24 protein-coding genes are annotated in these 23,419 nt (G+C 72.6%); 9 read left to right on the top strand and 15 right to left on the bottom strand.

Features of this window, described 5'->3' with window-relative positions:
• Positions 1-449 precede the first annotated feature (449 nt).
• From ACYVLJ_RS37440 to ACYVLJ_RS37420, 5 genes are all read left to right on the top strand, one after another.
• A complete protein-coding gene (locus tag ACYVLJ_RS37440; protein WP_460442279.1) occupies positions 450-1,760 on the top strand; it encodes a glycoside hydrolase family 6 protein in 1,311 nt (436 codons plus the stop codon).
• Positions 1,761-1,793: 33 nt separating this feature from the next.
• Positions 1,794-3,230: a non-reducing end alpha-L-arabinofuranosidase family hydrolase gene (locus tag ACYVLJ_RS37435; RefSeq protein WP_460442222.1), complete on the top strand. Its 1,437-nt coding sequence runs from the start codon at positions 1,794-1,796 to the stop codon at positions 3,228-3,230.
• Positions 3,231-3,359: 129 nt separating this feature from the next.
• Positions 3,360-4,181 carry a DUF72 domain-containing protein gene (locus ACYVLJ_RS37430; RefSeq protein WP_460442278.1) on the top strand — a complete coding sequence of 274 codons (822 nt, stop codon included), beginning with the start codon at positions 3,360-3,362 and terminating at the stop codon, positions 4,179-4,181.
• Positions 4,182-4,271: 90 nt separating this feature from the next.
• Positions 4,272-5,204: an acyl-ACP desaturase gene (locus ACYVLJ_RS37425; protein WP_451987856.1), complete on the top strand. Its 933-nt coding sequence runs from the start codon at positions 4,272-4,274 to the stop codon at positions 5,202-5,204.
• Positions 5,205-5,238: 34 nt separating this feature from the next.
• Entirely contained in the window at positions 5,239-5,589 is a 351-nt protein-coding gene (locus ACYVLJ_RS37420) for a ubiquitin carboxyl-terminal hydrolase family protein (protein ID WP_460442221.1), read from the top strand.
• Positions 5,590-5,631: 42 nt separating this feature from the next.
• On the opposite strand, the gene ACYVLJ_RS37415 is transcribed toward ACYVLJ_RS37420, so the two are convergent.
• Complete coding sequence (locus ACYVLJ_RS37415; protein ID WP_460442220.1) at positions 5,632-6,951, bottom strand: EAL domain-containing protein; 1,320 nt, start codon at positions 6,949-6,951, stop codon at positions 5,632-5,634.
• Between the two features lie 184 nt (positions 6,952-7,135).
• On the opposite strand from ACYVLJ_RS37415, the gene ACYVLJ_RS37410 reads away from it, so the two are divergent.
• On the top strand, positions 7,136-7,621 hold the full coding sequence (locus ACYVLJ_RS37410) for a helix-turn-helix transcriptional regulator (RefSeq protein WP_451987850.1): 486 nt from the start codon (positions 7,136-7,138) through the stop codon (positions 7,619-7,621).
• 49 nt (positions 7,622-7,670) lie between these two features.
• On the opposite strand, the gene pqqE is transcribed toward ACYVLJ_RS37410, so the two are convergent.
• The 10 genes from pqqE to ACYVLJ_RS37360 all read right to left on the bottom strand — a co-directional run bounded on the left by pqqE (position 7,671) and on the right by ACYVLJ_RS37360 (position 17,498).
• Positions 7,671-8,738 carry a pyrroloquinoline quinone biosynthesis protein PqqE gene (pqqE, locus tag ACYVLJ_RS37405; RefSeq protein WP_460442219.1) on the bottom strand — a complete coding sequence of 356 codons (1,068 nt, stop codon included), beginning with the start codon at positions 8,736-8,738 and terminating at the stop codon, positions 7,671-7,673.
• Positions 8,731-9,000 carry a pyrroloquinoline quinone biosynthesis peptide chaperone PqqD gene (gene pqqD, locus ACYVLJ_RS37400; RefSeq protein WP_451987848.1) on the bottom strand — a complete coding sequence of 90 codons (270 nt, stop codon included), beginning with the start codon at positions 8,998-9,000 and terminating at the stop codon, positions 8,731-8,733. The genes pqqE and pqqD overlap by 8 nt, the downstream gene beginning before the upstream one ends.
• A gap of 5 nt (positions 9,001-9,005) precedes the next feature.
• Entirely contained in the window at positions 9,006-9,692 is a 687-nt protein-coding gene (gene pqqC, locus ACYVLJ_RS37395) for a pyrroloquinoline-quinone synthase PqqC (RefSeq protein ID WP_451987846.1), read from the bottom strand.
• Between the two features lie 83 nt (positions 9,693-9,775).
• Positions 9,776-9,871, bottom strand: coding sequence for a pyrroloquinoline quinone precursor peptide PqqA (gene pqqA / locus ACYVLJ_RS37390; protein ID WP_451984565.1), 96 nt, complete (start codon positions 9,869-9,871; stop codon positions 9,776-9,778).
• A gap of 27 nt (positions 9,872-9,898) precedes the next feature.
• Complete coding sequence (locus ACYVLJ_RS37385) at positions 9,899-11,599, bottom strand: PQQ-dependent dehydrogenase, methanol/ethanol family (RefSeq protein ID WP_451984563.1); 1,701 nt, start codon at positions 11,597-11,599, stop codon at positions 9,899-9,901.
• Between the two features lie 10 nt (positions 11,600-11,609).
• Positions 11,610-12,071, bottom strand: coding sequence for an MSMEG_3727 family PQQ-associated protein (locus ACYVLJ_RS37380; protein ID WP_451984561.1), 462 nt, complete (start codon positions 12,069-12,071; stop codon positions 11,610-11,612).
• Between the two features lie 97 nt (positions 12,072-12,168).
• Positions 12,169-14,262: a catalase/peroxidase gene (gene katG / locus ACYVLJ_RS37375; RefSeq protein WP_460442218.1), complete on the bottom strand. Its 2,094-nt coding sequence runs from the start codon at positions 14,260-14,262 to the stop codon at positions 12,169-12,171.
• Positions 14,263-14,278: 16 nt separating this feature from the next.
• Complete coding sequence (locus ACYVLJ_RS37370) at positions 14,279-15,658, bottom strand: DNA-binding protein (protein ID WP_460442217.1); 1,380 nt, start codon at positions 15,656-15,658, stop codon at positions 14,279-14,281.
• A 113-nt stretch (positions 15,659-15,771) separates the two neighbouring features.
• Positions 15,772-16,101, bottom strand: a complete 330-nt coding sequence (locus tag ACYVLJ_RS37365) for a putative quinol monooxygenase (protein ID WP_451984555.1) — start codon at positions 16,099-16,101, stop codon at positions 15,772-15,774.
• Complete coding sequence (locus ACYVLJ_RS37360; RefSeq protein WP_460442216.1) at positions 16,101-17,498, bottom strand: FAD-dependent monooxygenase family protein; 1,398 nt, start codon at positions 17,496-17,498, stop codon at positions 16,101-16,103. Before ACYVLJ_RS37360 ends, ACYVLJ_RS37365 begins: the two co-directional genes overlap by 1 nt.
• Before the next feature lie 88 nt (positions 17,499-17,586).
• Here ACYVLJ_RS37360 and ACYVLJ_RS37355 point away from each other — a divergent pair, with 88 nt between their 5' ends.
• Positions 17,587-18,198: a TetR/AcrR family transcriptional regulator gene (locus ACYVLJ_RS37355; protein WP_460442215.1), complete on the top strand. Its 612-nt coding sequence runs from the start codon at positions 17,587-17,589 to the stop codon at positions 18,196-18,198.
• On the opposite strand, the gene ACYVLJ_RS37350 is transcribed toward ACYVLJ_RS37355, so the two are convergent.
• The 4 genes from ACYVLJ_RS37350 to ACYVLJ_RS37335 are packed head-to-tail and all read right to left on the bottom strand — an operon-like array spanning position 18,123 to position 21,560.
• Positions 18,123-19,013, bottom strand: a complete 891-nt coding sequence (locus tag ACYVLJ_RS37350; protein ID WP_460442214.1) for an alpha/beta fold hydrolase — start codon at positions 19,011-19,013, stop codon at positions 18,123-18,125. The two genes, ACYVLJ_RS37355 and ACYVLJ_RS37350, sit on opposite strands and share 76 nt — an antisense overlap.
• Positions 19,010-20,068, bottom strand: coding sequence for an isocitrate/isopropylmalate dehydrogenase family protein (locus tag ACYVLJ_RS37345; RefSeq protein ID WP_460442213.1), 1,059 nt, complete (start codon positions 20,066-20,068; stop codon positions 19,010-19,012). Before ACYVLJ_RS37345 ends, ACYVLJ_RS37350 begins: the two co-directional genes overlap by 4 nt.
• Before the next feature lie 57 nt (positions 20,069-20,125).
• Positions 20,126-21,007: a LysR family transcriptional regulator gene (locus ACYVLJ_RS37340; RefSeq protein ID WP_460442212.1), complete on the bottom strand. Its 882-nt coding sequence runs from the start codon at positions 21,005-21,007 to the stop codon at positions 20,126-20,128.
• Between the two features lie 37 nt (positions 21,008-21,044).
• The gene (locus tag ACYVLJ_RS37335) at positions 21,045-21,560 is read right to left on the bottom strand and encodes a copper resistance CopC family protein (protein WP_460442211.1); all 516 of its coding nucleotides are present in this window, start codon (positions 21,558-21,560) and stop codon (positions 21,045-21,047) included.
• Between the two features lie 374 nt (positions 21,561-21,934).
• On the opposite strand from ACYVLJ_RS37335, the gene ACYVLJ_RS37330 reads away from it, so the two are divergent.
• Together ACYVLJ_RS37330 and ACYVLJ_RS37325 are read left to right on the top strand one after the other, a co-directional pair.
• Complete coding sequence (locus ACYVLJ_RS37330; RefSeq protein WP_460442210.1) at positions 21,935-22,507, top strand: hypothetical protein; 573 nt, start codon at positions 21,935-21,937, stop codon at positions 22,505-22,507.
• A gap of 3 nt (positions 22,508-22,510) precedes the next feature.
• Positions 22,511-23,419 (top strand): copper resistance D family protein, encoded by a 909-nt coding sequence (locus tag ACYVLJ_RS37325; protein WP_460442209.1) that lies wholly within the window; start codon positions 22,511-22,513, stop codon positions 23,417-23,419.

Here is a 23,419-nt window from a genome sequence, read left to right as displayed (position 1 = left end):
TCGACGAAGAGAGGATCGCATAGCGCTTCTTCCTTGACCGAGGTCACTGCGTGAAGAATTGGTTGCCAGAACGGCGGCGATCGATGCACAAACTGTCACCTGTTTCAACCCGCGTGTCCACCCCTTCGTCAGGTTGATCATTTCCAGGTTGTTTTCAGCTGGCGCTTGTTCGCGATGGAACGCGACTACTCGTGTACCGGTCGCACGGATAAATGCAGGCGACGGCCTCGCGGACGACCGCGGCGGATCCGGGCGTTCCCGACCGCCGGGTGCCGAACCGCACCAGGCCCGGCGGCCGCTCACGGGAGAACTCTTCGAACCGGGGCAGCCGGACCGGCACTTCCCCGATCCGGTCCGCCCGGCTACAGTGCTGACCTAGTGGGAGCGCTCCCAGCACTTTCGGTTTCGGCGATGTCGTTCGAAGGAGAAGGTGCATGCGAAGCAGAACAGTGGCAGCCGGAGCGCTGGCCGCACTGGCCGCGACCGGGGTCGTCGCCACGACCACCTGGGCGGGCGCACAGGCCGCCGAGTCGGCGTACTACACCGACCCGGGCACCAACGCGGCCAAGTGGGTGGCGGCGAACCCGAGCGACTCGCGCGCCGCGGTGATCCGCGACCGCATCGCCGCGGTACCGCAGGCGAGGTGGTTCACCACCACGAACACGTCGACGGTGCGCGGTGAAGTGGACGCCTACACCGCAGCCGCGGCCGCCGCGGGGAAGATCCCGATCCTGGTCGTCTACGACATCCCCAACCGCGACTGCGGGGGTGCCAGCGGCGGCGGCGCACCCTCGCACGACGCCTACCGCGCCTGGGTCGACCAGGTGGCGGCCGGCCTGGCCGGCCGGCCCGCGGCGATCGTGCTCGAACCCGACGTGCTCGCGCTCATGACGAACTGCCAGAGCGCCGACCAGCAGAGCCAGACCACCGCGTCGCTCGCGTACGCGGGCAAACGGCTCAAAGCCGGCTCGTCCCAGGCGAAGGTGTACTTCGACATCGGCCACTCCGCCTGGCTTTCGCCCGGCGACGCCGCCGCCCGGCTGCGGGCCGCGGACGTTTCGAACAGCGCCGACGGCATCTCCACCAACGTGTCCAACTACCGCGCGACCGGCGACGAAGTCGCCTACGACAAGGCGGTCCTCGACCAGGTCGGCGACTCGCGGCTGAAGGCCGTCGTCGACACGAGCCGCAACGGCAACGGGCCGCAGGGCAGCGAGTGGTGCGACCCCGCCGGGCGCGCGATCGGCACCCCGAGCACCGACCGCACCGGCGACGGGCGGATCGCCGCCTTCCTCTGGGTCAAGCCGCCGGGCGAGGCGGACGGCTGCCTCGCCGCGGCCGGCCAGTTCGTCCCGCAGCGGGCCTACGACCTCGCCGTCGCGGCCGGTCCGGTACCGACCGGCACGACTCCCACCAGCACTCCGCCGACCAGCACGACCCCGCCGCCGTCCGGCGGCTGCAAGGTCACGCAGCGGGTGGTCAGCACCTGGTCGACCGGCTACACCGGCGAGATCGTCATCGAAAACGACGGAGCGCCGCTCGACCACTGGACGCTCACCTTCTCCGCGCCGGGCGTGACCGTCAGCCAAGGCTGGAACGGAACCTGGACCGACACCGGCGACGTCGTCGAGGTCGCCAGCGCGGCGTGGAACGGCGCGCTCGGCACCGGCGCGACCACGACGATCGGCTACAACGCGAACTACTCCGGCAGCGCACCGCCCTTCCGGTCGGCGGCCCTCGACGGCACCGCCTGCGCCTGACGCGGACTTCGAGCGGACAAGGAGGAATTCCTCATGGACAACGGAAAAACCAGTCGCCGGCGCCGGTTCCTGATCGCCGCGCTCACCGCCGCGGTGACCGTCACGGTGCCGCTGACGCTGGGGGCCGGCGCGGCCCGGGCCGACGTCACCGGCGCCCTGCGCGGTGCCGGTTCGGGCCGGTGCCTGGACGTGGCGAACGCCGTCCAGACCGACGGTGCCGCCCTGCAGATCTACGACTGCTCGGGCGGCGCGAACCAGCAGTGGACGGCGACGGACGCCGGCGAGCTGAGGGTGTACGGCGGCAAGTGCCTGGACGTCCCCGGCAGCGCGACGACCGCCGGGACGCGGCTGCAGATCTGGACCTGTCACGGCGGGGCCAACCAGCAGTGGCGGGTGAACTCCGACGGGACCGTCGTCGGCGTGCAGTCCGGGCTCTGCCTGGACGTCGTCGGCGCCGGCACGGCCAACGGCACCGCGGTGGAGATCTGGACGTGCCACGGCGGCAGCAACCAGAAGTGGACCGGCCTGCCGGGCTCCACCCCGACCACGACCCCGACCTCGAGCGGCTGTTCGCTCCCGTCGACGTACCGCTGGTCGTCGACGGGCGTGCTGGCGACGCCGCGCAACGGGTGGGTGTCGCTCAAGGACTTCACCGACGTGGTCTACAACGGCAAGCACCTCGTCTACGCGTCGAACGTCTCGGGGTCCTCGTACGGCTCGATGGCGTTCAGCCCGTTCACGAACTGGTCCGACATGGCCTCGGCCGGCCAGACCGGGATGAGCCAGGCCGCGGTGGCGCCGACGCTGTTCTACTTCGCTCCCAAGAACATCTGGGTGCTGGCGTACCAGTGGGGTGCGTGGCCCTTCATCTACCGCACGTCGAGCGACCCCACGAACCCGAACGGCTGGTCGTCTCCGCAGCCGCTGTTCACCGGCAGCATCTCCGGTTCCGGCACCGGCCCGATCGACCAGACCCTGATCGCCGACGGCTCGACGATGTACCTGTTCTTCGCCGGCGACAACGGCAAGATCTACCGCGCGAGCATGCCGATCGGGACCTTCCCGGGCAGCTTCGGCTCGTCGTACACGACGGTCATGAGCGACTCGACGAACAACCTGTTCGAGGCGGTCCAGGTCTACAAGGTCCAGGGACAGAGCCAGTACCTCATGATCGTCGAGGCGATCGGCGCGAACGGGCGCTACTTCCGCTCGTTCACGGCGAGCAGCCTCGGCGGTTCGTGGACACCGCAGGCGGCCAGTGAAAGCACCCCGTTCGCGGGCAAGGCCAACAGCGGCGCGGGCTGGACCGACGACATCAGTCACGGCGACCTGGTCCGCGCCAACCCGGACCAGACCATGACCGTCGACCCCTGCAACCTGCAGTTGCTCTACCAGGGGAAGTCCCCCGGCGCGAGCGGCCCGTACGACCAGCTGCCGTGGCGGCCGGGAGTCCTGACCCTGCAGCGCTAGCCGCCACAACGGGAACCGGGCCGCGCGCGGGCGCACCGCGCGCGGCTTCGCCCTTCGCTACCATTCGACGGGTTTCACCCACGAGCGAAGGAGCCGAAGCCGGTGGTCCGTCTGCACGTCGGCTGCGCGATGTGGACCCACAAGGCCTGGCTGGGGCGGTTCCTCCCGCCGTCGCCGGCCAAGGAGCGGCTGCGGGCCTACGCGAGCTGGTGCAACGCCGTCGAAGGCAACACCACCTTCTACGCGACCCCCGCCCGTGCCACCGTCGAGACCTGGGCGGCGCAGACCGATCCCGGCTTCCGGTTCGTGGTCAAGGTGCCCAAAGTCGTCACGCACGAAAAGCGGTTCGCCGGGGTCGAGGGCGAGATGCGGGCGTTCCTGGACGCGATCGAGCCCCTCGGGGACCGGGCCGTCCTGTGGACCCAGCTGCCCGGCTCGTTCGGCCCTTCCGACGTCGACGCCCTCGGCCGGTTCCTGCGCCGGCTGCCCGCCGGCCGGCGGCGCGCCGTGGAGGTGCGTCATCCCGGGTTCTTCACCGATGCCGGCTCGACGTCCCTGCTCGAAGGCGCGCTCGGCGACGCCGGTGCCGAGTGGGTGCCGTTCGACACGACGGTCTTCTTCGGGAAGCCGCCGACCAGCGAGGCCGAGCAGGACGCCTGGGGCAAGAAGCCGCGGCTGCCGCGGCGGACGCGGGCGTTGACCGACCGGCCGGTCGTGCGCTACCTGGGCCGGGACTCGGTCGAGGAGACCGTCGGCGGGTGGCGGCCGTGGGCCGCGGTGGTCGCCGGGTGGCTGCGTGAGGGCCGGTCGCCGACGGTGTTCCTGCACACCCCCGACAACGCCGACGCGCCGACACTCGCCCGGCGCTTCCACGACGACGTGCGAGCGCTCGTCCCCGGCCTCGAGCCGCTGCCCGAGCCGGCGCCGGCCGGGCCCGCCACCCTCTTCTGAGAGGGAGACGGGAACCACTTTCGCACCCCGCTCGTTCGTAGTTACGGTACCGTAAGTTACGGACCCGTAGGTTTGCGGAAGGACGCCGACATGACCCTTTCCGAGAGCACCCGGATGATGTACGAGCTCGAGGGGACGGTCGAAGAGAACCTCAACCGGCACCTCGCCGTGGCCCAGGAGTGGATGCCGCACGAGTACGTCCCGTGGAGCCAAGGCCGGGACTTCGCCGACCTCGGGGGCGAGGCGTGGGACCCGGAGCAGTCGCGGGTGACGCCCATCGCGCGGACCGCGCTCGAGGTCAACCTGCTGACCGAGGACAACCTGCCGAGCTACCACCGCGAGATCGAGCGCGCCTTCGGCCGCGACGGCGCGTGGGGGACGTGGGTGCACCGCTGGACCGCGGAGGAGGGCCGCCACGGCATCTGCATCCGCGACTACCTGCTCGTCACGCGCGCGGTCGACCCGGTCGAGCTGGAGCGGATGCGGATGGAGACCATGCAGGCCGGGTACGACAGCGGGGACAAGCCGCTGCTGCGCGTCTGCGCGTACGTCTCGTTCCAGGAGCTCGCGACCCGGCTTTCGCACCGCAACACCGGCAAGTACACCCAGGACCCGCTCGCGGAAAAGCTGCTGGCCAGGGTGTCCACCGACGAGAACCTGCACATGGTCTTCTACCGGAACCTGATGAAGGCCGCGCTGGAGATCTCACCGGACGCGGCGATGCGCGCCATCACCGACGAGGTCCTCGACTTCGCCATGCCGGGCGCCGTCATCCCGAGCTTCGCGCGCAAGGCGGCGCTGATCGCCAAGGCCGGGATCTACGACCTGCGCATCCACCACGACGACGTCGTCCTGCCGCTGCTGCGGTACTGGAAGGTGTTCGAGCTGACCGGCCTCGGCGAGGTCGGCGAACAGGCCCGTGACGAGCTGGACCTGTTCCTCAAGACGCTCGATTCGCAGGCGTCGCGGTTCGAGGAACGCCGGGACGCCGCCGCGGCCCGCGCCGCCGCGCGGGCCGGTTGATGCGCCGCGCCCCGGCACGGGGCAGACTGGCGGCATGGCCGAAACCGAGGGAATCGACGTCACCGCACCGCCGAGCGGCACCGGCTGCGCGGAATGCCTCGCCGCCGGCGGCTGGTGGGTGCACCTGCGGCGCTGCGCCCAGTGCGGCCACATCGGGTGCTGCGACACCTCGCCCGCCCAGCACGCGACGGCGCACTACAAGGCGACCGGGCACCCGCTGATCCGCAGCTTCGAGCCGGGCGAGGACTGGTTCTACAGCTTCGAAACGGGCGAGGCCTACGACGGCCCGGCGCTGGCGCCGCCGGAGCACCGGCCGGTCACGCAGCCGGTGCCGGGTCCCGAAGGCCGGGTCCCGGCCGACTGGCAGACCCACGTGCACCAGTAGGCCGGCGAGCAGACGTCTCCCGGCGTCACCAGGCGGGAGCCGCTAGCCCAGGGGGAAGTTGCGGCCCACCCACGTCTCGGCCTCCGCGGCGGTCGAGTACGTGGGCAGGTACGGCCCCGACGCGACGACCACCCCGATGCCGAACAGCAGCTCCGCGTGCGCCTCGGAGAGCACGCCGCGGGCGCCGACCTTGATCCCGAGCTCCTCGGCGCGCTCGACCAGCTGCCGGATGGTGCGCACGGCCCGCTCCGGCGGGTCGTCGACCTCCAGCGCGTCGATGACCGCCCCGGTGAGCATCACCGCCGGCGCCGGCACCTCGAGCGCGGGCAGCAGCTCCAGCTCCGGCATCCCGGTGATGGTGACGACGAACACCACGCCGGCCCGGGCCAGCTCGCCGAGGGAGCCGAGCAGGTCGCCGCGGTCGTCCAGCAGCGACGGCGCGTCCGTGCAGAGCATGAGGTGCCGGTGCCGGAGGCCGTTGCGGTCGAGCTCCTGGCCGACGAAGCGCACGAGGTCGCCGTCGATCGCCATCCGCCTCGGCAGGGTCAGGCACACCGTGGACGCGTCGTCACCGAACCGGGCCCGCCAGTCGCCGGCGGCGCGCAACGTCTCGGCCAGCAGGTGCCGGCCGAGCGCGACCGTCATGCCGGTGGTCTCGGCGAGCGGGTAGAACTCCTCGGGCCGCAGCTCGCCGAGCTCGGGGTGGCGCCACCGGAGCACGGCGTTGAGCGACGTGATGATCCGCGCGTCCGGGAGCACGACGTGCGGGCGGTAGACGACCGCCAGTTCCCCGGACTCCAGCGCGCCGGCGATGCCGCACGCGAGGCGGTAGCGCTCGGCGTCGGTGTGCCCGGCGACCGGGTCGAACAGCACCCACCGCGTCCGGCCGAGCTCCTTCGCCCGGCGCAACGCGACCTGCGCCGAGCGGATCGCCTCGCCCGGGAGCGCCTTGTTCGTGCCGACGAGGAAGACGCCGATGCTCGTGCTGAGCCCGACGCCGACGCCGTCCACATAGGACGGACGGCTCAGCGCGGCGATCACCGCCTCCGCCAGCTCCCCCGCCGACGTCGCGTCGTGTTCTCCCGGCAGCGCGACGGCGAAGACGTCGCCGGGCAGCAGCGCCAGCACCGCGTTGCGGTCACCGAAGATCTCCTCGAGCGTGCGCGCCGCCCCGGCGAGCAGCTCGTCGGCCGCGTCGAACCCGAGGCCGTCGCGCACCACGGCGAACCCGTCGAGGCCCACCAGCAGCAACGCGACCTGCGCGCCGTCTTCGGCGGTCAGCAGGGGCGCCAGCCCGGCTTCGAACAGCGCGCGTCCGGGCAGCCCGGTCACCGGGTCCGGGGAAGCGGAGCTGTCGGGCACCCGCCGGCCACCTCCTCGTCCAGTGCGCTCCCGCCGGAGCCGCGGCCCGCCACAATGTACGGGGTCGGCCCGCGCGCGTGCCACTCACGCTCCGGCGGCCGCTCGGCGTGGAACCGGGATGGGGGCGAGGCTAGTGTGTCCGTGCGCGCCGGCCGCGGCGGACGCGCGACGGAGAGGAGCGAGGGTGCAGCTGGATGCCGGTGCCTACCAGCGAATGCTCGGCGAGGAGCTCCGCCGGCTGCGCCACGAGCGCGGCCTGACCCGCCGCGATCTCAACCACCGGCTGCACAGCGACCTCTCCCTGCAGACGCTCGCGACCTACGAGCTCGGCACCCGGCAGTGCTCGGTCGTGCGGCTGGTGGAGCTGTGCCTGGCACTGGACGAGTCGCCCGAGGCGCTGCTGGCCCGCGTCGGGCAGCGGTACTTCGGCACGTTCGGCACCACGGAGGCCGAAGGCGTCCGGGTCGACCTGCGCCGCGTCGTGCGGGCCCCGCACCAGGACCTGGCCCCGTTCCGCCGCTGGGCCGAGGGCAGGCTCGCCGAGTGCGGCGACCCGACCGGCGCCCCGCACGAGGTGCACCTGGACCCCGCGGCCCTGGCACGGCTCGCGGAGCTCTGCGGGACGACGGCCGCGAACCTGCTCACCCGGATCCGCGCCCTGCCCGCCTGACCCTGCCGCGTACCGGATTGTCGCAGCCTCCCGGCTCGACGCGAACCGGTCACGTCGTACCGGCTTGCCTTCGGCGGGGCACCAGCCGAGCCGGACCGGCCGTCTCCACCGCCCGCTCGACGAGGTGGTGGTCCGGCGAGAGGTGGCAGACCGGGTCGGTGCGGGCGGCGTCGCCGGTGAGCTGGAACGCCTGGCAGCGGCAGCCGCCGAAGTCGATCTCGCGCCGCGCGCAGCCGTGGCAGGGCTCCGGCAGCCAGTCCGTGCCGCGGAACGCCGTCATCACCGGTGCTTCCGCCCAGATCCGCGCCAGGGAATCCGATCGGACACTCGCGCGCGGCAACGGCAGGGACTGCGCGGCCGGGCACGGCAGGACGTCGCCGTTGGGGGTGACCGTCAGCTGCCGCGATGCCCAGCCGCCCATGCAGGGCTTCGGGTACCGGCTGTAGTAGTCGGGTAGCACGTAGATCACTTCCACGCGCAGCCGTTCGCGCGCGGCCCGGACGACGGCCTCGGCCGCGTCGAGCTGGGCGCGGGTCGGGAGGAGCGCGGCCCGGTTGCGCCAGGCCCAGCCGTAGTACTGGGTGTTGGCCAGCTCCACCCGGTCGGCGCCGGCTTCTTCGGCCAGCGCGAGCAGCTCGGCGACGCGGCCGATGTTCTGCCGGTGCAGCACCACGTTCAGGGTCAGCGGCCAGCCCAGCTCCTTGACCACGCCCATCGCCTCGACCTTCCGCCGGAAGGACGGCAGCCCGGCGATCCGGTCGGACAACACGGGTTCGTCGGCCTGGACGCTGACCTGCACGTGGTCCAGCCCGGCCGCCCGCAGCCGCTCGGCGCGGGCGCGGGTGAGCCCGAGCGCGCTGGTCACGAGGTTGGTGTACAGCCCGAGCGCATGAGCCTCCGCGACGATTTCGGCGAGATCGCGCCGCAGCAGCGGTTCCCCGCCGGACAGGTGGCACTGCAGCACGCCGAGGTCGCGCGCCTCGCCCAGGACGCGCCGCCATTCGCCGGTGGTGAGCTCGTCGGAGTAGTCCGCCAGGTTGAGCGGGTTCGAGCAGTACGCGCAGGCCAGCGGGCAGCGGTAGGTGAGCTCGGCGAGCAGGCCGAACGGGCTAGCCATCGGCGAGCTCCACGCAGCGCCGGGCGACGAGCCGGGTCAGGAACCGCCGCACCTCGTCGTCGGGGACGCGCTGGTACCGCGCGCCGAGCTCGGCGACGACCTCGGCCACGGTGCGGTGCCCGTCGCACAGCCCGAGGATGTCCCCGCCGGTGCCGTTCAGCAGCACGACCGTCTCGGGGAGCAGCAGGATCGGCCGTCGCCGCGCCCGGTCGTAGCCGAGCCGGACGTGGCGCGCCAGCCGGGGACGGTCCTTTGTGGACACCTCGGTCACCGCGGGTACGCCCGGTCGACGGCGTCCATCAGGCTCCACAGGACGTCGCACTTGAACGACAGCGCGTCGACGGCGCGGGCCCGGGACTCGGCGGTCGGGCAGTGCCCGGTGACCACCTCGAGGGCGTGCTCGCAGTCGCGCGGGGCCTGCTCGAGCCGGGCGCGGAAGTAGGCGAGGCCGTCCGCGTCGATCCACGGGTACCACCGCTCGAACGCGGCCAGCCGCCGCGCCATCAGGTCGGGCGCGAACAGCTCGGTGAGCGACGACGCGACCGCCTCGACCCACGGGCGCGTCCGGGCGAACGTCACGTAGGAGTCGACGGCGAACCGCACGCCGGGCACGAGGTGCCGGTGGTCGCGGACCTCTTCGCGGGTCAGCCCGGCGGCTTCGCCGAGGCGGAGCCAGGCCTCGATCCCGCCCTCCCCCGCGTGCCGGCCGTCGTGGTCGGTGATCCGGCGGATCCAGCGCCGGCGGACCTCGACGTCGGGGCAGTTCGCGAGGATCGCGGCGTCCTTGCGGGGGAGGTTTTCCTGGTAGTAGAAGCGGTTCGCCACCCAGCCGCGCAGCTGCTCCGGGCTCAGCAGGCCGGCGTTCATCCGCACGTGGAACGGGTGCTGGTCGTGGTACCGGCGCGAGTGGGCCCGCAACGTCTCGACGAAAGTCGTCTCGGCGATCGCCGTCATCCCTTGACCTCCCGTTCTGCGGCGGCTTGTCGTGAGTGGCCAGGGCGGTTCCCATCGCCTGACCACTCACGACAGCGGTGGTGTCAGTCGTCCAGCTGGGCGACGTACATCGTCACCTCGGGTGCGACGGCGATCTCGTCGAACTCCGGCGTCTCCCACACGACGAGCTGTGACTCCATGGACTCACCTCCATTCGCAGGGCCGCGTCACGACGTTTCCGGCAGGGCGAAGACGACCAGCGCGCTGCCGTGGCCCGCGCCGAGCATGCCGGGGAGGAAGCCCTCGGCCCAGCCGCCCCAGCCGACCGGCACGGCGACGTACTGCCGGCCGTCGACGGAATACGTCGTCGGGCTGCTGTGGTGGCCGCTGCCGCACTGGAACTGCCACAAAAGCTTCCCCGAGCGCGCGTCCAGCGCGTTGAACTCGCCGGACGGCTCACCGGCGAACACCAGGTCACCGCCGGTGGCGAGCGTCGACGCGCACATCGGGAGTTCGTTGCGCCAGCGCCACTTCTCCTCGCCGCTCGCGTCGAAGGCACTGATCGAGCCGGCCATGTCGTCGATGTCGACGGCGACCCCCGCGCCCCAGTACGGGATGCTCTCCCGGAACTCCCGGCGCCGCCGGGTGGCCGTCGCCCCGGTGTCCTGCACCGGGACGTAGAAGAGCCCCGTCTTCGGGCTGTAGGACGCGTGCGTCCATTCCTTGGCGCCCGCCGGGCCCGGGTAGAAGTGGACCGGCACGCCTTCCTTGTCCGGGTACACCTTCGCCGTGACCCGGCCGTCGCGCGTGATCGCGCCCCAGGTGATGCGGTCCACGAAGGGCGTGATCCGGACCAGCGAGCCGTTCGTGCGGTCGAGGACGAAGAAGTAGCCGTTCTTGTCGAAGTGCCCGAGCAGCTTCCGGCCGTCGTGCTCGAACAGGATGCATTCGGCGATGCTGTCGTAGTCCCACAGGTCGTGCGGCGTGCACTGGTAGTGCCAGCGGATCCGGCCGCTGTCCACGTCGACCGCGACGATGCTGTCCGTGAAGAGGTTGTCCCCTTCGCGGACTTCGCCGTCGAAGTCGGGCGCCGGGTTGCCGGTGCCGACGTAGAGCAGGTTCGTCTCGGCGTCGAACGTGCTGGTGAGCCAGCAGTTCGCGCCGCCGCGCGCCCACGCTTCGCCTTCGGACGGCCAGGTTTCCGAGCCGGGCTCACCGGGCTTAGGCACCATATAGCAGCGCCACTGGTGGTCGCCGGTCTCGAGGTCGAACGCGTCGAGGTGCCCGCGCACGCCGAACTCGCCGCCGGAACTGCCGACGATGACCAGGTTCTTCACGACCAGCGGCGCGACCGTGGCGCTCTCGCCGGCGCGCACGTCGCCGTAGGTCTTGGCCCACACCCGCTTGCCGGTGGTGGCGTCGAGCGCGATCAGCCGCGCGTTCGCCGCGACGAAGAAGACCTTGCCCGCGGCCACCGCCACCCCGCGGTTGACGTTCCCGCAGCACAGCGAGACGTCGAACGGGACGGCGTGCTTGTAGCGCCAGATCTCCACGCCCGTCTTCGCGTCGAGGGCCCACACCCAGCCGTCCCAGCCGGAAAGGAACATGACGCCGTCGACGACGATCGGGGCCGCCTCGAACGAGTAGGTCGACGCGCCCGCGATCAGGCCCGTCGTGCCGGCCTGGAAGATCCACGCGGGCACGAGCCGGTGCACGGTCTCGGTGTTGATCTGGTCCAGCGGGCTGTACCGCTGCCCGTCGTACGCGCCGTAGTACGTCAGCCAGTTGTGGGGTTCGGACCGGGCGTCGAGGATGCGCTCGTACCCGAGCCGGGCCACCACCGGCGGGGCGACCTCGCCGCCCGCGACCTTGCCGCTCAGCGTGCCCTGGTCGATGGCCTCGCCCGCGTCCACGTAGTCGACAGTCATCTCGTCCTCCTCACGGCCGCGGCTGCTGGGGTCGGTCGAGGCGGGCCTCCGGCGGCGCGTCCCCGAGGACGACGATCGCGCCGGTCAGCCCCCGGCCCTCGTCGTTGCCCGTGGGCGAGCTGAACCAGTAGTAGCCCGGCCCGTCGAGGTTGAGCGTCGCGCGGCCCTTGGAGTGGTTCACCAGCCAGATGAACTTCCGGTCGCCGTTGCTCGGCAGCAGGGCGCAGTGCGTGTTCCGGTCGTCGTTGATGAGCTCGAGCTCCAGGTCACCGCCGTGCGGCATGACCAAAATGGACGGATCCCAGGTGAGCTCGTCCGGGTTGATGCGGATGGTGGCCTGCAGCCGGCCGCCCGGCCCTTCCAGGGCCTGCCCGATGTTCCCGGTGCCCAGGACGGCGCCCAGCGCCGCCTTGTTCTGCGCGTCCAACCCGATCTTGTTGAGCAGGTCGGTCCGTTCTTGGATGCTCGTCATCGGCCTTCGTCCTCCTCACCCCGATCTCCATGGCCGGAAATCAAGCTACGCCGGGCGTGGCGCGCGAACGGGCCTCGCGCCGTTCACCGGCGACCGGCTACCGTTCACAGCCGATCGGGCCCCACTGGCGATCGAGGTTCATGACCCGGTCCCACGCGGCGACGAAGTCACGCACGAACTTCCCCTCGTCGCTCGCGTAGACCTCCGCCAGCGCACGGAGTTCGGAGTTCGCGCCGAAGACGAGGTCGACCCGGCTGCCGGTCCACCGGAGCTCGCCGGTGACCCGGTCCCGGCCCTCGAAGACGTCGCCGGCCGGCTGCCACCGCACGCCCGGGTCGAGCAGGTGCACGAAGAAGTCGTTGGTCAGCAAGCCGATCCGGGACGTGAACACGCCGAGCGGCGAGTTCCGGTGGTTCGCGCCCAGGACACGCAGACCGCCCACGAGCACCGTCATCTCCGGCGGGCTCAGGCCCAGCAGGCTCGCGCGCTCGACCAGCTGCCGCTCCGGGTCCGGCGCTTTTCCTTCGTGGTTGCGGAATCCGTCGCCGGCCGGTTCGAGAACGGCGAAAGACTTCGTGTCGGTCCACTCCTGCGTCGCGTCCGTTCGTCCCGGGGTGAACGGGACTTCGACGCCGGCCGCCTGCTCGAGGGCCGCTACGCCGCCGAGCACGATCAGGTCGGCCAGCGAAATCCTCTTGCCCGAAGACTGCCTGACGTCTTCCAGGACGCGCAGCACGTGCGCCAGCTGCCCGGGTTCGTTGACCTCCCAGTGGCACTGGGGCTCGAGGCGGATCCGGGCGCCGTTCGCGCCGCCGCGCCTGTCGCTGACCCGGAACGTCGAGGCGGACGCCCACGCCGTCGAGACGAGCCTGGCGACCGTCAGCCCGGACGCGAGGATTTCCCGTTTGAGCACGGCGATGTCCGCCGCCGAGACGAGTTCGTGGTCCACGGCGGGCACCGGGTCCTGCCACCGCAGCCGTTCCGCCGGGACCAGCGGGCCGAGGTAACGCTCGCGAGGCCCCAGGTCGAGGTGGGTCAGCTTGAACCAGGTCCGGGCGAAAGCGCTTGCCAACCGGTCCGGGTGCGCCAGGAAGCCCCGGGCGATCGGTTCGTAGCCCGGGTCCACGCGCAGGGCCAGATCCGTCGTCAGGATCGTCGGGGCGTGTGTTTTCCCGGGGTCGTGGGCGTCCGGGACGGTGCCCGCCCCGCCGTCGCCCCGCGGGATCCACTGCCACCGCCCGCCGGGGCTCAGCTCCAGGTCCCACTCGTGGCCGAACAGCGTCTCGAGGAAACTGTTGTCCCACCGGGTCGGGGTGGGCGTCCAGGTCCCTTCCAAGCCGCTGGAGATGGCGTCCGCGCCCGTGCCGGTGCGGTACCCGCTGCGCCAGCCCAGGCCCTGTTCTTCGAGGGCCGCGCCTTCGGGGGCGGGCCCGAGGTGGATGTCCGGGTCGGCGGCGCCGTGCGTCTTGCCGAACGTGTGCCCGCCCGCGATCAGCGCGACGGTTTCCTCGTCGGACATCCCCATGCGGCGGAACGTCTCGCGGATGTCCCGGGCCGAGGTGAGCGGGTCCGGGACGGTGTTCGGCCCTTCCGGGTTGACGTAGATGAGGCCCTGCTGGTCGGCCGCGAGGGGGTGCCGCAGCTCCCGGACGCCGTCGTGCCGCTCGTCGCCGAGCCAGGCGTGCTCGGGCCCCCAGTCGACGTCTTCGTCGGGCTCCCAGGCGTCCTCGCGCCCGCCCGCGAAGCCGAAGGTCGTGAAGCCCATCGTCTCCAGGGCGCGGTTGCCCGCGAAGACCATCAGGTCGGCCCACGAGATCTTGCGGCCGTACTTGCGCTTGACCGGCCAGAGCAGCCGCCGCGCCTTGTCGAGGTTGCGGTTGTCCGGCCAGCTGTTCTGCGGGGCGAAGCGCTGCAGGCCCGCGCCCGGGCCGCCGCGGCCGTCGCCGATCCGGTACGTCCCGGCGCAGTGCCAGACCATCCGCAGCACGAGCGGCCCGTAGTGGCCGAAGTCGGCGGGCCACCACTCCTGTGACGTCGTCAGCACTTCGTCGACGTCCCGTGCGACGGCGTCGAGGTCGAGGGTCCGGAACTCGGCGGCGTAGTCGAAGTCCGGCCCGAAGGGACCCGCCGAGTGCCGCCGGAGCCGGCCCAGGTCGAGCCGGCCGGGCCACCAGTCGCGGATTCCACGCACGGCCGTCCTCCGCGGGTCAGATGTTCAGCGCGCGGCGCACGGCCGGTGCGTTGCGGCGGGAGACCGGCACCATCTCGTTCGCGCCGCCGTCCATGACGAGCCGCAGCTCGCCCTTGTGGCCGCGCTCGATCTCCCGGATGCGGCTGAGGTTGACGACGTACCGGCGGTGCACCCGCAGGAAACCGGCCCCGGCCAGCTCGGTGTCGAGCTTGTCCAGGCTCGCGGACGCCGCGCGCAGCCGTCCTTGCGCGGTGGACAGCCACACGTCGTTGCCCTCCGACTCCGCGAGGGAGACTTCCGGCAGCCGCAGCAGCACCATCCGGTTCTCGCGCATCCCGACCACCCGGCGCGGTGGCACGCCGGGCCCGTCCGGCGGCGGCAGCGGCGCGCCTTCGCCGACCCCGAACGAGACCAGGTGCCCGATCAGGTGCGCGGACGAGAAGACCGGCCGGATGCTGATCGCCGTCGGCTCGTCGGCGAGGTGGGTGAAGATCCGCGTCGAGCCGACCCAGTCCGGGTTGCGGGCCGCCTGTTCCCCGGCGTGCCTCACGGCGGCGATCAGGGCCGGCAGCCCCGGGTTCCAGCGCAGGGAGGGGTCGATCGCCGGGGTCGACGCCGGGACGCCCATCAGCACGCTCGCCCGGTCGTCCGCGATCACCGCCTTGCCCGCGGTGTCCACCACCGCGAGCGGGGTGCTGGAGCGGGCCCCGGCCTGTGAGTAGGCGGCGACCAGCTCGGCGCCGATGTCGCGGGCCCGGTGCTTGAGCGCGCGCTGGGTCTTCGCGACGGCGTCCGCCAGCCACCCGCCCGCGGACGGCGGCAGGCGGCTGTGCCAGCAGGAGAGGTTCAGGCCCCCGATCGGTTCCCCCGTCACGACGTCGCGGACCGCGATGCCCGCGCTGACCCAGCCGTGGAACGCCTGGCACCAGTGCTCGGCGCCGCTGATCAGCACCGGGCCGTGCGCTTCCAGCGCCGTCCCCATGCCGTTCGTCCCGGCCGCGCACTCGGACCAGCAGAACCACGGCGCCAGGTTGAAGTCGGTGGCCCGGGCCAGCGTCGCCGGATCGCCCCACTCACCGAGGATCCGGCCGGCCGCGTCGGTGACCGTGACGGCGCCGTGCAAGGCACCCATTTCGTGCGCGACGGACGCGGCGCGGAAGCCGAGTTCGGCGAAGACGAGGTCGTGTTCCGGGGCGTGCTCGCGCCCGGCGGCGGCCACCGGCGCCTCCGTCAGGTGGGGGTCGACCCGGTACTGCTCCCGGCAGCGGTGCCAGGAGATCGCGACCACGGGCCGGACGCCGGGGACCTGGTCCTCGCCCCGCACGAACCGTTCCCACGCTTCGAACACGGCGCCGCCGCCGGGGCCTCTTCCGTCGAACCGATGTGCGTCGATCATGGTGGGCAACCACCTTCGCCCCAGCGCGGACTGGGCATTCCACTCTAAGGACCGGTGCGGCGCCGCGTATGTCCCTCGGGCAGCGGAACTCGTACCGCCGATCGCCGCAGTTCTCACCCGCCGCCCGGCACCGGCAGGAGCGCCAGTTCGGGCCAGCCGTTGCCGGGCAGGGTCGTCATGAGCACGCGCGGGGTCTCGACGAGCGCCGCCGGCCACTCACGCTGGATCTTCGGGATCAACGGCGACTTCAGGTGGTCTTCGACGCCTTCCTCGCGGTGCCCTTCCAGCAGGAAGAAGACGTTCGGTTCGTCGACGCTGCGCGCCCACCAGAACCAGAGCGTGCCGGCTTCGGCTCTGGTGGCGCGGGTGAACTCCTCGACGACGTCGAGCCAGCGCCCGGCCCAGTCTTCCCGGACGGTGAAGCGGATGACGACGACCTGCATCAGCGGGTCCACCTTCCCAGGACCGCGGCCCAGTCCCGGGACGTGACGTCGCCGGCCCAGGCGACGTAACCGTCCGGGCGCACCAGCAGTCCCGGCCCGTCGTCCGTGCGGTGCGCCACCGGCACGGGCGCCGCGACCCGGCCGGCGTCCCGGCCCGCGACGAGCACGAAACCGCCGCGGCGCAACGCTTCCGGCAGCCGGCCGTCCCGCAGCGGAAGGTCGCCCGCGGGGGTGCCGACCAGCCGGTGCTCGGAGGCCTTGCGCCGGTAGCGGATCCCGGTCCCGGTGAACATCCCGGCGGCCTTGCGGGAGAACCGGCGGTTGCGCAGCAGCGCGCCGATCGCGTGGTTGCGGAGGAACCGCGACGGCCACGAGCGCACCGTCATCATCCGGATCGTGGCTCCGCTCGTGCGGAGCACCAGCTTGCCGACCGGGTGCCGTTCGGCCTGGTAGGTGTCGAGGATCGCGGGGTCGGCGCCGCCGAGCACGGCGGCCAGCTTCCAGCCGAGGTTGGCGGCGTCCTGGATGCCCGTGTTCATGCCCTGCCCGCCCGCGGGCGAATGGACGTGCGCGGCGTCGCCGGCGAAGAACACGCGACCCGAGCGGTAGGCGCCGAGCTGGCGTTCGTCGCTGCGGAAGCGGGAAATCCAGCGCGTCTCGCCCATGCCGAAGTCGGTGCCCATCGTGCGCCGGAGGATGTCGCGCACCACCGCCGGTTCGGCGCGGAAGTCCGGGTCGTCCTCGTGGCGCCGGTCCCAGGCGATGACCCGGAACCAGCCGTCGCCGAAGGGAGCGAGGAACGCGAAGCTGTCCTTGACGGCGTCGACCGTGATGACCGTGTCCGGCGGCTCGGCGAGGCGGGCGTCGGCGAGCACGATCGAGCGCAGCAGCACCTTGCCCGGGAAGTCCGTGCCGGTCAGGCCGCGGATCGTGCTGTGCGCACCGTCGGCGGCGACGACGTAGGACGCCTTCCACGCCAGTTCGCCGGCGCGGACGACGACGCCGTCGTCCCGCGTGGTCACATCGGTGACGCTCACGCCGCGCACGAGCTGCGCGCCCTGGTCGCGGGCGTACTTCTCCAGCAGGGTGTCGACGCTGCGCTGCGGCGTCACGAGCAGGAACGGGAACCGCGACGGAAGCCGGGTCAGGTCGAGGCCCGCGCTGTTCCACAGGCTCAGGCTGCCCGCCTTCGTGCCCGTGGCGACCAGTTCGTCGGCGAGGCCACGGGCGTCCAGGACTTCGAGGGTCCGGGCGTGGGTCCCGAACGCCCGGCTGAGCGGTGACGCTTCGGCGTGCTTCTCGACGACCACGACCGAGCGGCCGGCGAGGGCCAGTTCCCCGGCCAGCATGCAGCCCGTCGGACCGGCCCCGACCACGACGACATCCACGGTGTCCACCGGCAACCTCCTAAGTCAACAGCGGGTGACTTAGACGGTAGCCAGCGTCCGCGCAGTAAGTCAACCGCCGGTGACTTATGCTGGCGGGGTGACCCCGCCCCGCCGCCGCTCCGCCCCCGCCACCCGCGCCGCGATCCTCGAGGCCGCCCGGACCCGCTTCGGTGCCCAGGGTTTCGACCGGGTGCGGCTGCGCGACGTCGCCGCGGACGTCGGCGTCGACCCGGCGATGGTCGTCCGCTACTACGGCACGAAGGAGGGCCTCTTCGCGGCGGCCGCGGAGTTCGAGCTGGACCTGCCGGACCTCACCGGGGTGCCCGCGGCGGACCTCGCGGCCGTGCTGATGCCGCGGTTCTTCGGCGTCTGGGAGGACGATGCCGGATTCCTGTCACTGCTTCGCGCGTCGACGACCAGCGAAGCGGCGGCGGCGAAGATGCTGGAGCTGTTCACCGGCCAGGTGACCCCGGCCGTCGCCGCGGTCGTGGCCGACCACGCACCCGAGCGCGCCGCGCTGCTGGGTTCACAGATCCTCGGCCTGGCCCTCTCGCGTTACGTGCTGAAGGTGCCGCCGCTGGCGGACATGGGCCGCGACGAGCTGACGGCGTGGGTCGCGCCGGTCATCCGCCACTACCTCACCGACCCCGCGCCGAAGAACTCGCTCAGCTCGGCGGCCACCAGTTCGGGCCGCTCCTCCGGGACGTAGTGGTCGCACGGCAACGCCCGTCCCCGGACGTCATGGGCGTACGCCCGCCAGACGTCGAGCACGTCGTAGGTGCGGCCGACGAAGCTGTGCTCGCCCCACAGGGCCAGCAGCGGCGTTCGCACCTTCCGCCCGGCGTCGGCCGCGTCGTGCTCCAGGTCGACGCCCGCGGCCGCCCGGTAGTCCGAACAGGACGCCGCGATGGCCGCGGGGTCGGCGAAACACCGCACGTACTCCCGGATCGCCGCGGGGTCGAACGGGGTTCCGCCGTGGTGGCGGGCGTTCATCCGGGCCGTGATCCAGAACTCCGGGTCGGCGCCGATCAGGCGTTCCGGGATGCCGTTGCCCGTCGCCAGGAAGAACCAGTGGAAGTAGCCGAGCCCGAATTCCTTGTCCGCGTGGTCGAAGGCGTGCCGGGTCGGGACGATGTCCAGCACGGCCAAGGCCGAGACCGCCTCCGGCGCGTCGAGGGCGAGCCGGTGCGCGACGCGGCCGCCGCGGTCGTGCCCCGCGACGCCGAACCGGTCGAAGCCCAGCGCCTGCATCACCAGGAGCTGGTCGCGGGCCATGACGCGTTTCGAGTACTCGACGTCACCGTCGCCCGGGGCCGGTTTGTCGCTGTCGCCGTACCCGCGAAGGTCGGCGAGCACGACCGTGTGGTCCGCGGCCAGCTTCGGGGCGACGTGGTGCCAGATCAAGTGCGTCTGCGGGTACCCGTGCAGGAGCAGGAGCGGCGGCCCGTCGCCGCCGACGGCGCAGTGGATCCGCACCCCGTCGGCGTCGACCGAGCGGTGGGCGAAGGTGTCCGGCAAGGTCATGAAAGGTGCTCCAGGACGGCTCGGGTGAAGATCTCGGTCGTCGCCGTGCCGCCGAGGTCGGGCGTGCGGACGGCCGTGCCGGCGAGGACGCCGGCGATGGCGCGTTCGACCTCCTCGGCGGCTTCGGCGTGGCCGAGGTGGTCCAGCATGAGCGCCGCGGTCCAGATCGCGCCCAGCGGGTTGGCGGTGCCGCGGCCGGCGATGTCCGGCGCCGAGCCGTGCACCGGCTCGAACATCGACGGGAAGTCGCGCTCGGGGTTGAGGTTCGCCGCCGGGGCGATGCCGATGCCGCCCGCGACCGCCGCGGTCAGGTCGGACAGGATGTCGCCGAACAGGTTCGACCCGACGATCACGTCGAACTGCCCGGGATCGAGGACGACCTTGGCGCACAACGCGTCGATGTGCTCGGCGGCCCAGGTGACGTCCGGGTGGGAGGCGGCCGTCTCGGCGACGATCTCGTCCCAGAACGGCATGGTGTGCACGATGCCGTTGGACTTGGTCGCCGACGTCAGCCGGCCGCGGCGCCGCCCGGCCAGGCGGAAGGCGTACTCGGCGACGCGGGTGGTGCCGGCCCGGGTGAACACGGCTTCTTGGACCGCCATCTCGTCCGGGAAGCCGCGGCCGAGGCGGCCGCCGATCTCGCTGTACTCGCCCTCGACGTTCTCCCGGACGACGACCAGGTCGACCTCGCCGGGGCGCGCCCGCCGCACCGGGCTCTCGACGCCTTCGAAGACCTTCACCGGCCGGAGGTTGACGTACTGGCGGAAGGTCCGGCGGATCGGGATGAGCAGACCCCACAGGGAGACGTGGTCGGGCACCGACGGGTCGCCGACCGCGCCGAGGAAGATCGCGTCGTGGTGGCGGATCCGGTCGAGGCCGTCGTCGGGCATCATCGCGCCGAGCTCGGTGTGGCGCCGGCAGGACCAGTCGAAGGCGTCGTAGGCGAACGTGACGCCGTGGCGCCGTCCGACGGCGTCGAGCACGCGGCAGGCGGCGGGCGTGACTTCCTGGCCGATGCCGTCCCCTGGGATGAGTGCGATGCGGTGGGTGACCATGTCCTCGATGGCATCACCCGCCCGAGGGCCGCGTCCAAGACGTGGTCCCACCCCGTGTTATCGGCTCAGGCTATAAGCGACGTCGACGAAGGCCTTCGCGGCCGGCGTGAGGCCGCCGGTCCGGCTGACCAGGGCGAGGTGCAGGTGCCGCGCCGGCGTGAGCTCGAGAACGAGGGCGCCTGCCTGCCGCGCGAGGGGCGCCCACGAGTCGGTGAGCACGGCCACCCCGACGCCGCCGAGCACGAGCGGCAGGATCGCTTCGCGGTGCTCGGTTTCGACGACTTCGGTCAGGTCGACGCCGCCGGCGCGGATCTCGTCGACCAGCTGCCGCATGCCGGTGCCGAGCTGGCCGACGATCACGCGGTGCCCGGCGAGGTCTTCGTGCCGCACGACGCTGCCGGGCGCGAACGGCCCGTCCTCCGGGCTGACGAGCACGAACCGCTGCGTCCCGACGTCCCGCACCTCGACACCCGCGGCGGCGAGCGGCTCACCGGCCCCGAGCAGCCCCAGCTCCGTCTGTCCACTCCGGACCTGGGCGACGACCTCGCCGGCGGTGAACGCGGCCCGGACGGACACCGACAGCCCGGGATGGCGTTCGGTGACGGCCTTGATCATCCCGGCCAGCGGCTCGACGGCCTGCGACGGCATGGCCGCGATCTCGACCCGCCCGACCTGCAGCCCCGCGACGGATTCGACGCTGGCACGCGCGTTCTCGAGCCCGCGCACGACCTGCCGCGCGGGCTCGATCAGCGCCCGGCCGGCATCGGTGAGCACGAGCCGCCGCCCGACGCGGTGGAAGAGGTCCTGCCCGAGATCCCGTTCGAGCGCGCGAAGAGCCTGCGAAAGCGAGGGTTGCGCGACGTACAGCGCCGCGGCGGCCTTGTTCACGCTGCCGTGGTCGACGACGGCGAGGAAGTAGCGCAGGTGCCGGGCGTCCATGCGGGCCAGTCTGGCAGGAAAGGGCGTAGCCCACCCCTCAGCCGCGGGCCACCCGGCGGGCCACCGCGAACCCCGTGCCCAGCAGGACCGCACCGCCCGTGATCCACGGCCACAGCGGCATCCGCTCCTCCGCCGGTGGCGGAGCGGCCGCTGCCGGAGCCGCGGCGCCCGGGCCCGCCGTCGTCAGCCGGAACGGGACCGCTCCGGAGACCGGGTGGCCGTCCGCCGAGGTGACTCGATACCGGATCGTGTAGGTGCCCACCGCGCCGAGCGGGCGCAGCGGGGTCGTGACGCGAGCGTCCACAACGGACGCCGGGCCGGCTTCCCAGTGGGAGGTGCCGTCCGGGCCGAGGACCGCGAGCTCGGTGAACCGGTTCTCGACCGGCTCGTTGAACACCAGCTCCGCCTCGGCCGGCGACGCGGTCACCGTCGCGTCGCGCGCGGGCGTGCTGGACAACAGGACGCTGTGCGCGTCCGCGACGGGGGCGCAGATCAGGGCCGCGGCCGCCGAAACCACGGCGACGCGCAGGGAAAAAGCCAACCCGGAAGTCATGATTCCTCGCGTTCTCGGGGAATTCGAGCAAGTGCGCGAACCGTAGCGAGCACACCCGGCCGGGCACCGGCAAAGCGTGAAACGGCTGCGTAAAGCAATTCTCACCGCCGCGCCCGGCCAACCGGACAAACCGGACCACTACCCCACTGGTTCGCCGCCCAAGTCACCCGAACAGCCCAGCAAACCGGGCGTCCGGCGCAGCAACTCACCGCGCGGGGTCACCCGGCGGCCGGTCGACTTTACCTGGCCTTCACGTGAGGATCACGCCCCGAAACGTGCCGGGTGGTTTTCTTCTCCCCACTTCCCGCTTTCCCCCATCCCTCCGGCATTTCTCTTTCCGGCGGGCGGATTCCCGTTCTTTGGAGGACGAAACCGTGCGAGGACCCGCACTGCGCCGTGACCACGTCATCGCCGCGAGCCTGGCCGGCGCGGTCGTGGTCGTCGTCGGCTACGCGTCGGGCATCGGCCTGCGTCCCGGCGCCGCGGCGGCCGCCCCGCCGCCGGTCGTGGACGGCGGCCACCAGGCCGTCCCGGAAACCCCTGGCGCGCAACCACTTCCGTCCGGCCTGCCACCCGCGGACGTGCCGGTGCCGCCCCTGCCCGCGGTGCCCGTCGTCGACCAGCCACCCCCGACGACGCCCGGCGACGTCGTCGTGACGCCGACCCCCGAGCCCGTGCCGACCGTCCCGCAAGAGCCGGAGCCGGTACCCCCACCCGGAACCGAAGTGCCCACCTGCCGACCCGGCGCGGCCCAGCAGGTCCTGGACACGGTGGGCGGACTGCCAGTGCTCGGGGCGGTGACCGGCGGCCTCGGCGTCACGGGTCCGGACGGCCTCGGCGCACTCGTCCTCGGCTACTGCCGCACCGCCGACGGCGGCCTGGAGCCCGCGATGGTGCCCGCCGCCGCCGTGGGCATCCCCACCACAACCGTCCCGAATGGACGGTGAGCGGTGGACTCCGTCAAGGCGTGGTACGTCTTCGCGCGCACCGTCGACTACACCGGCCTGACGCTTTTCACCGGCGGGCTGCTGTTCGTCGCGCTCCTCTGGCCCGCGGGGGCCGGTCACCGCGGCACCCGCTCGGTGCTCGTGACCGGCTGGCTCCTCGGCCTGGCCGGCACGCTCGCCGGGCTGGGCCTGCAGGCGGCCTGGGCCGCGCAACGCCCGGCGTCGGACTTCCTCGCCCTCGACCTGCTGGGCCAGGCCCTGGACAGCCAGTTCGGCCGGATCTGGTTCGCCCGGGCGCTGGTGTGGCTGCTCGGCGGGGTCGTGCTGGCCTGGCTCCTGCAACGCGGCCCCGGCGCGGCGACGGCGTTGCCCTGGCGCGTCGGGACCGGCGCGGTCCTGCTCGGCCTGCTCCGCACGACCGGCCTCACCGGCCACGCCGTCGAGAGCACGCGCCCGTGGCTGACCCAGCTCGCCGACTTCGCCCACCTCGCCGGCGCGTCCGCGTGGATCGGCGGGCTGGCCGTGCTCCTGTTCGGCGTCCTGGCCCGCCGCGACCCCGGCGAGCTCGCTTCGGTGATCCCCCGGTACTCGAAGCTCGCGATGACGTCGGTCGCCGTCGTCGTCGCGGCCGGGGTCGCGCTGGCCTGGCAGACCATCGGCAGCGTCGGCCGGGTGTTCGGCACCGCCTACGGCCAGACGCTGCTGGTCAAGCTCGGCGTGCTGGCCGTCGTGCTCCTCGCCGCGCAGGCCAGCCGCAGCTGGGTCGGGCGCCGGCTCGACTTCGCCGTCGTCCTGCGCGGGGACGCCGCCACCGTGCGCCCGTTCGTCTATTCCGTCGCCGCCGAGACCACGCTGGTGCTCGTGGTGCTCCTCGCGGCGAGCTTCCTCGTCACGGCCAGCCCCGGCCGCTGA

The organism is Amycolatopsis stemonae (genome assembly GCF_054781455.1).
This window is presented reverse-complemented; position numbering and strand designations above follow the sequence as displayed.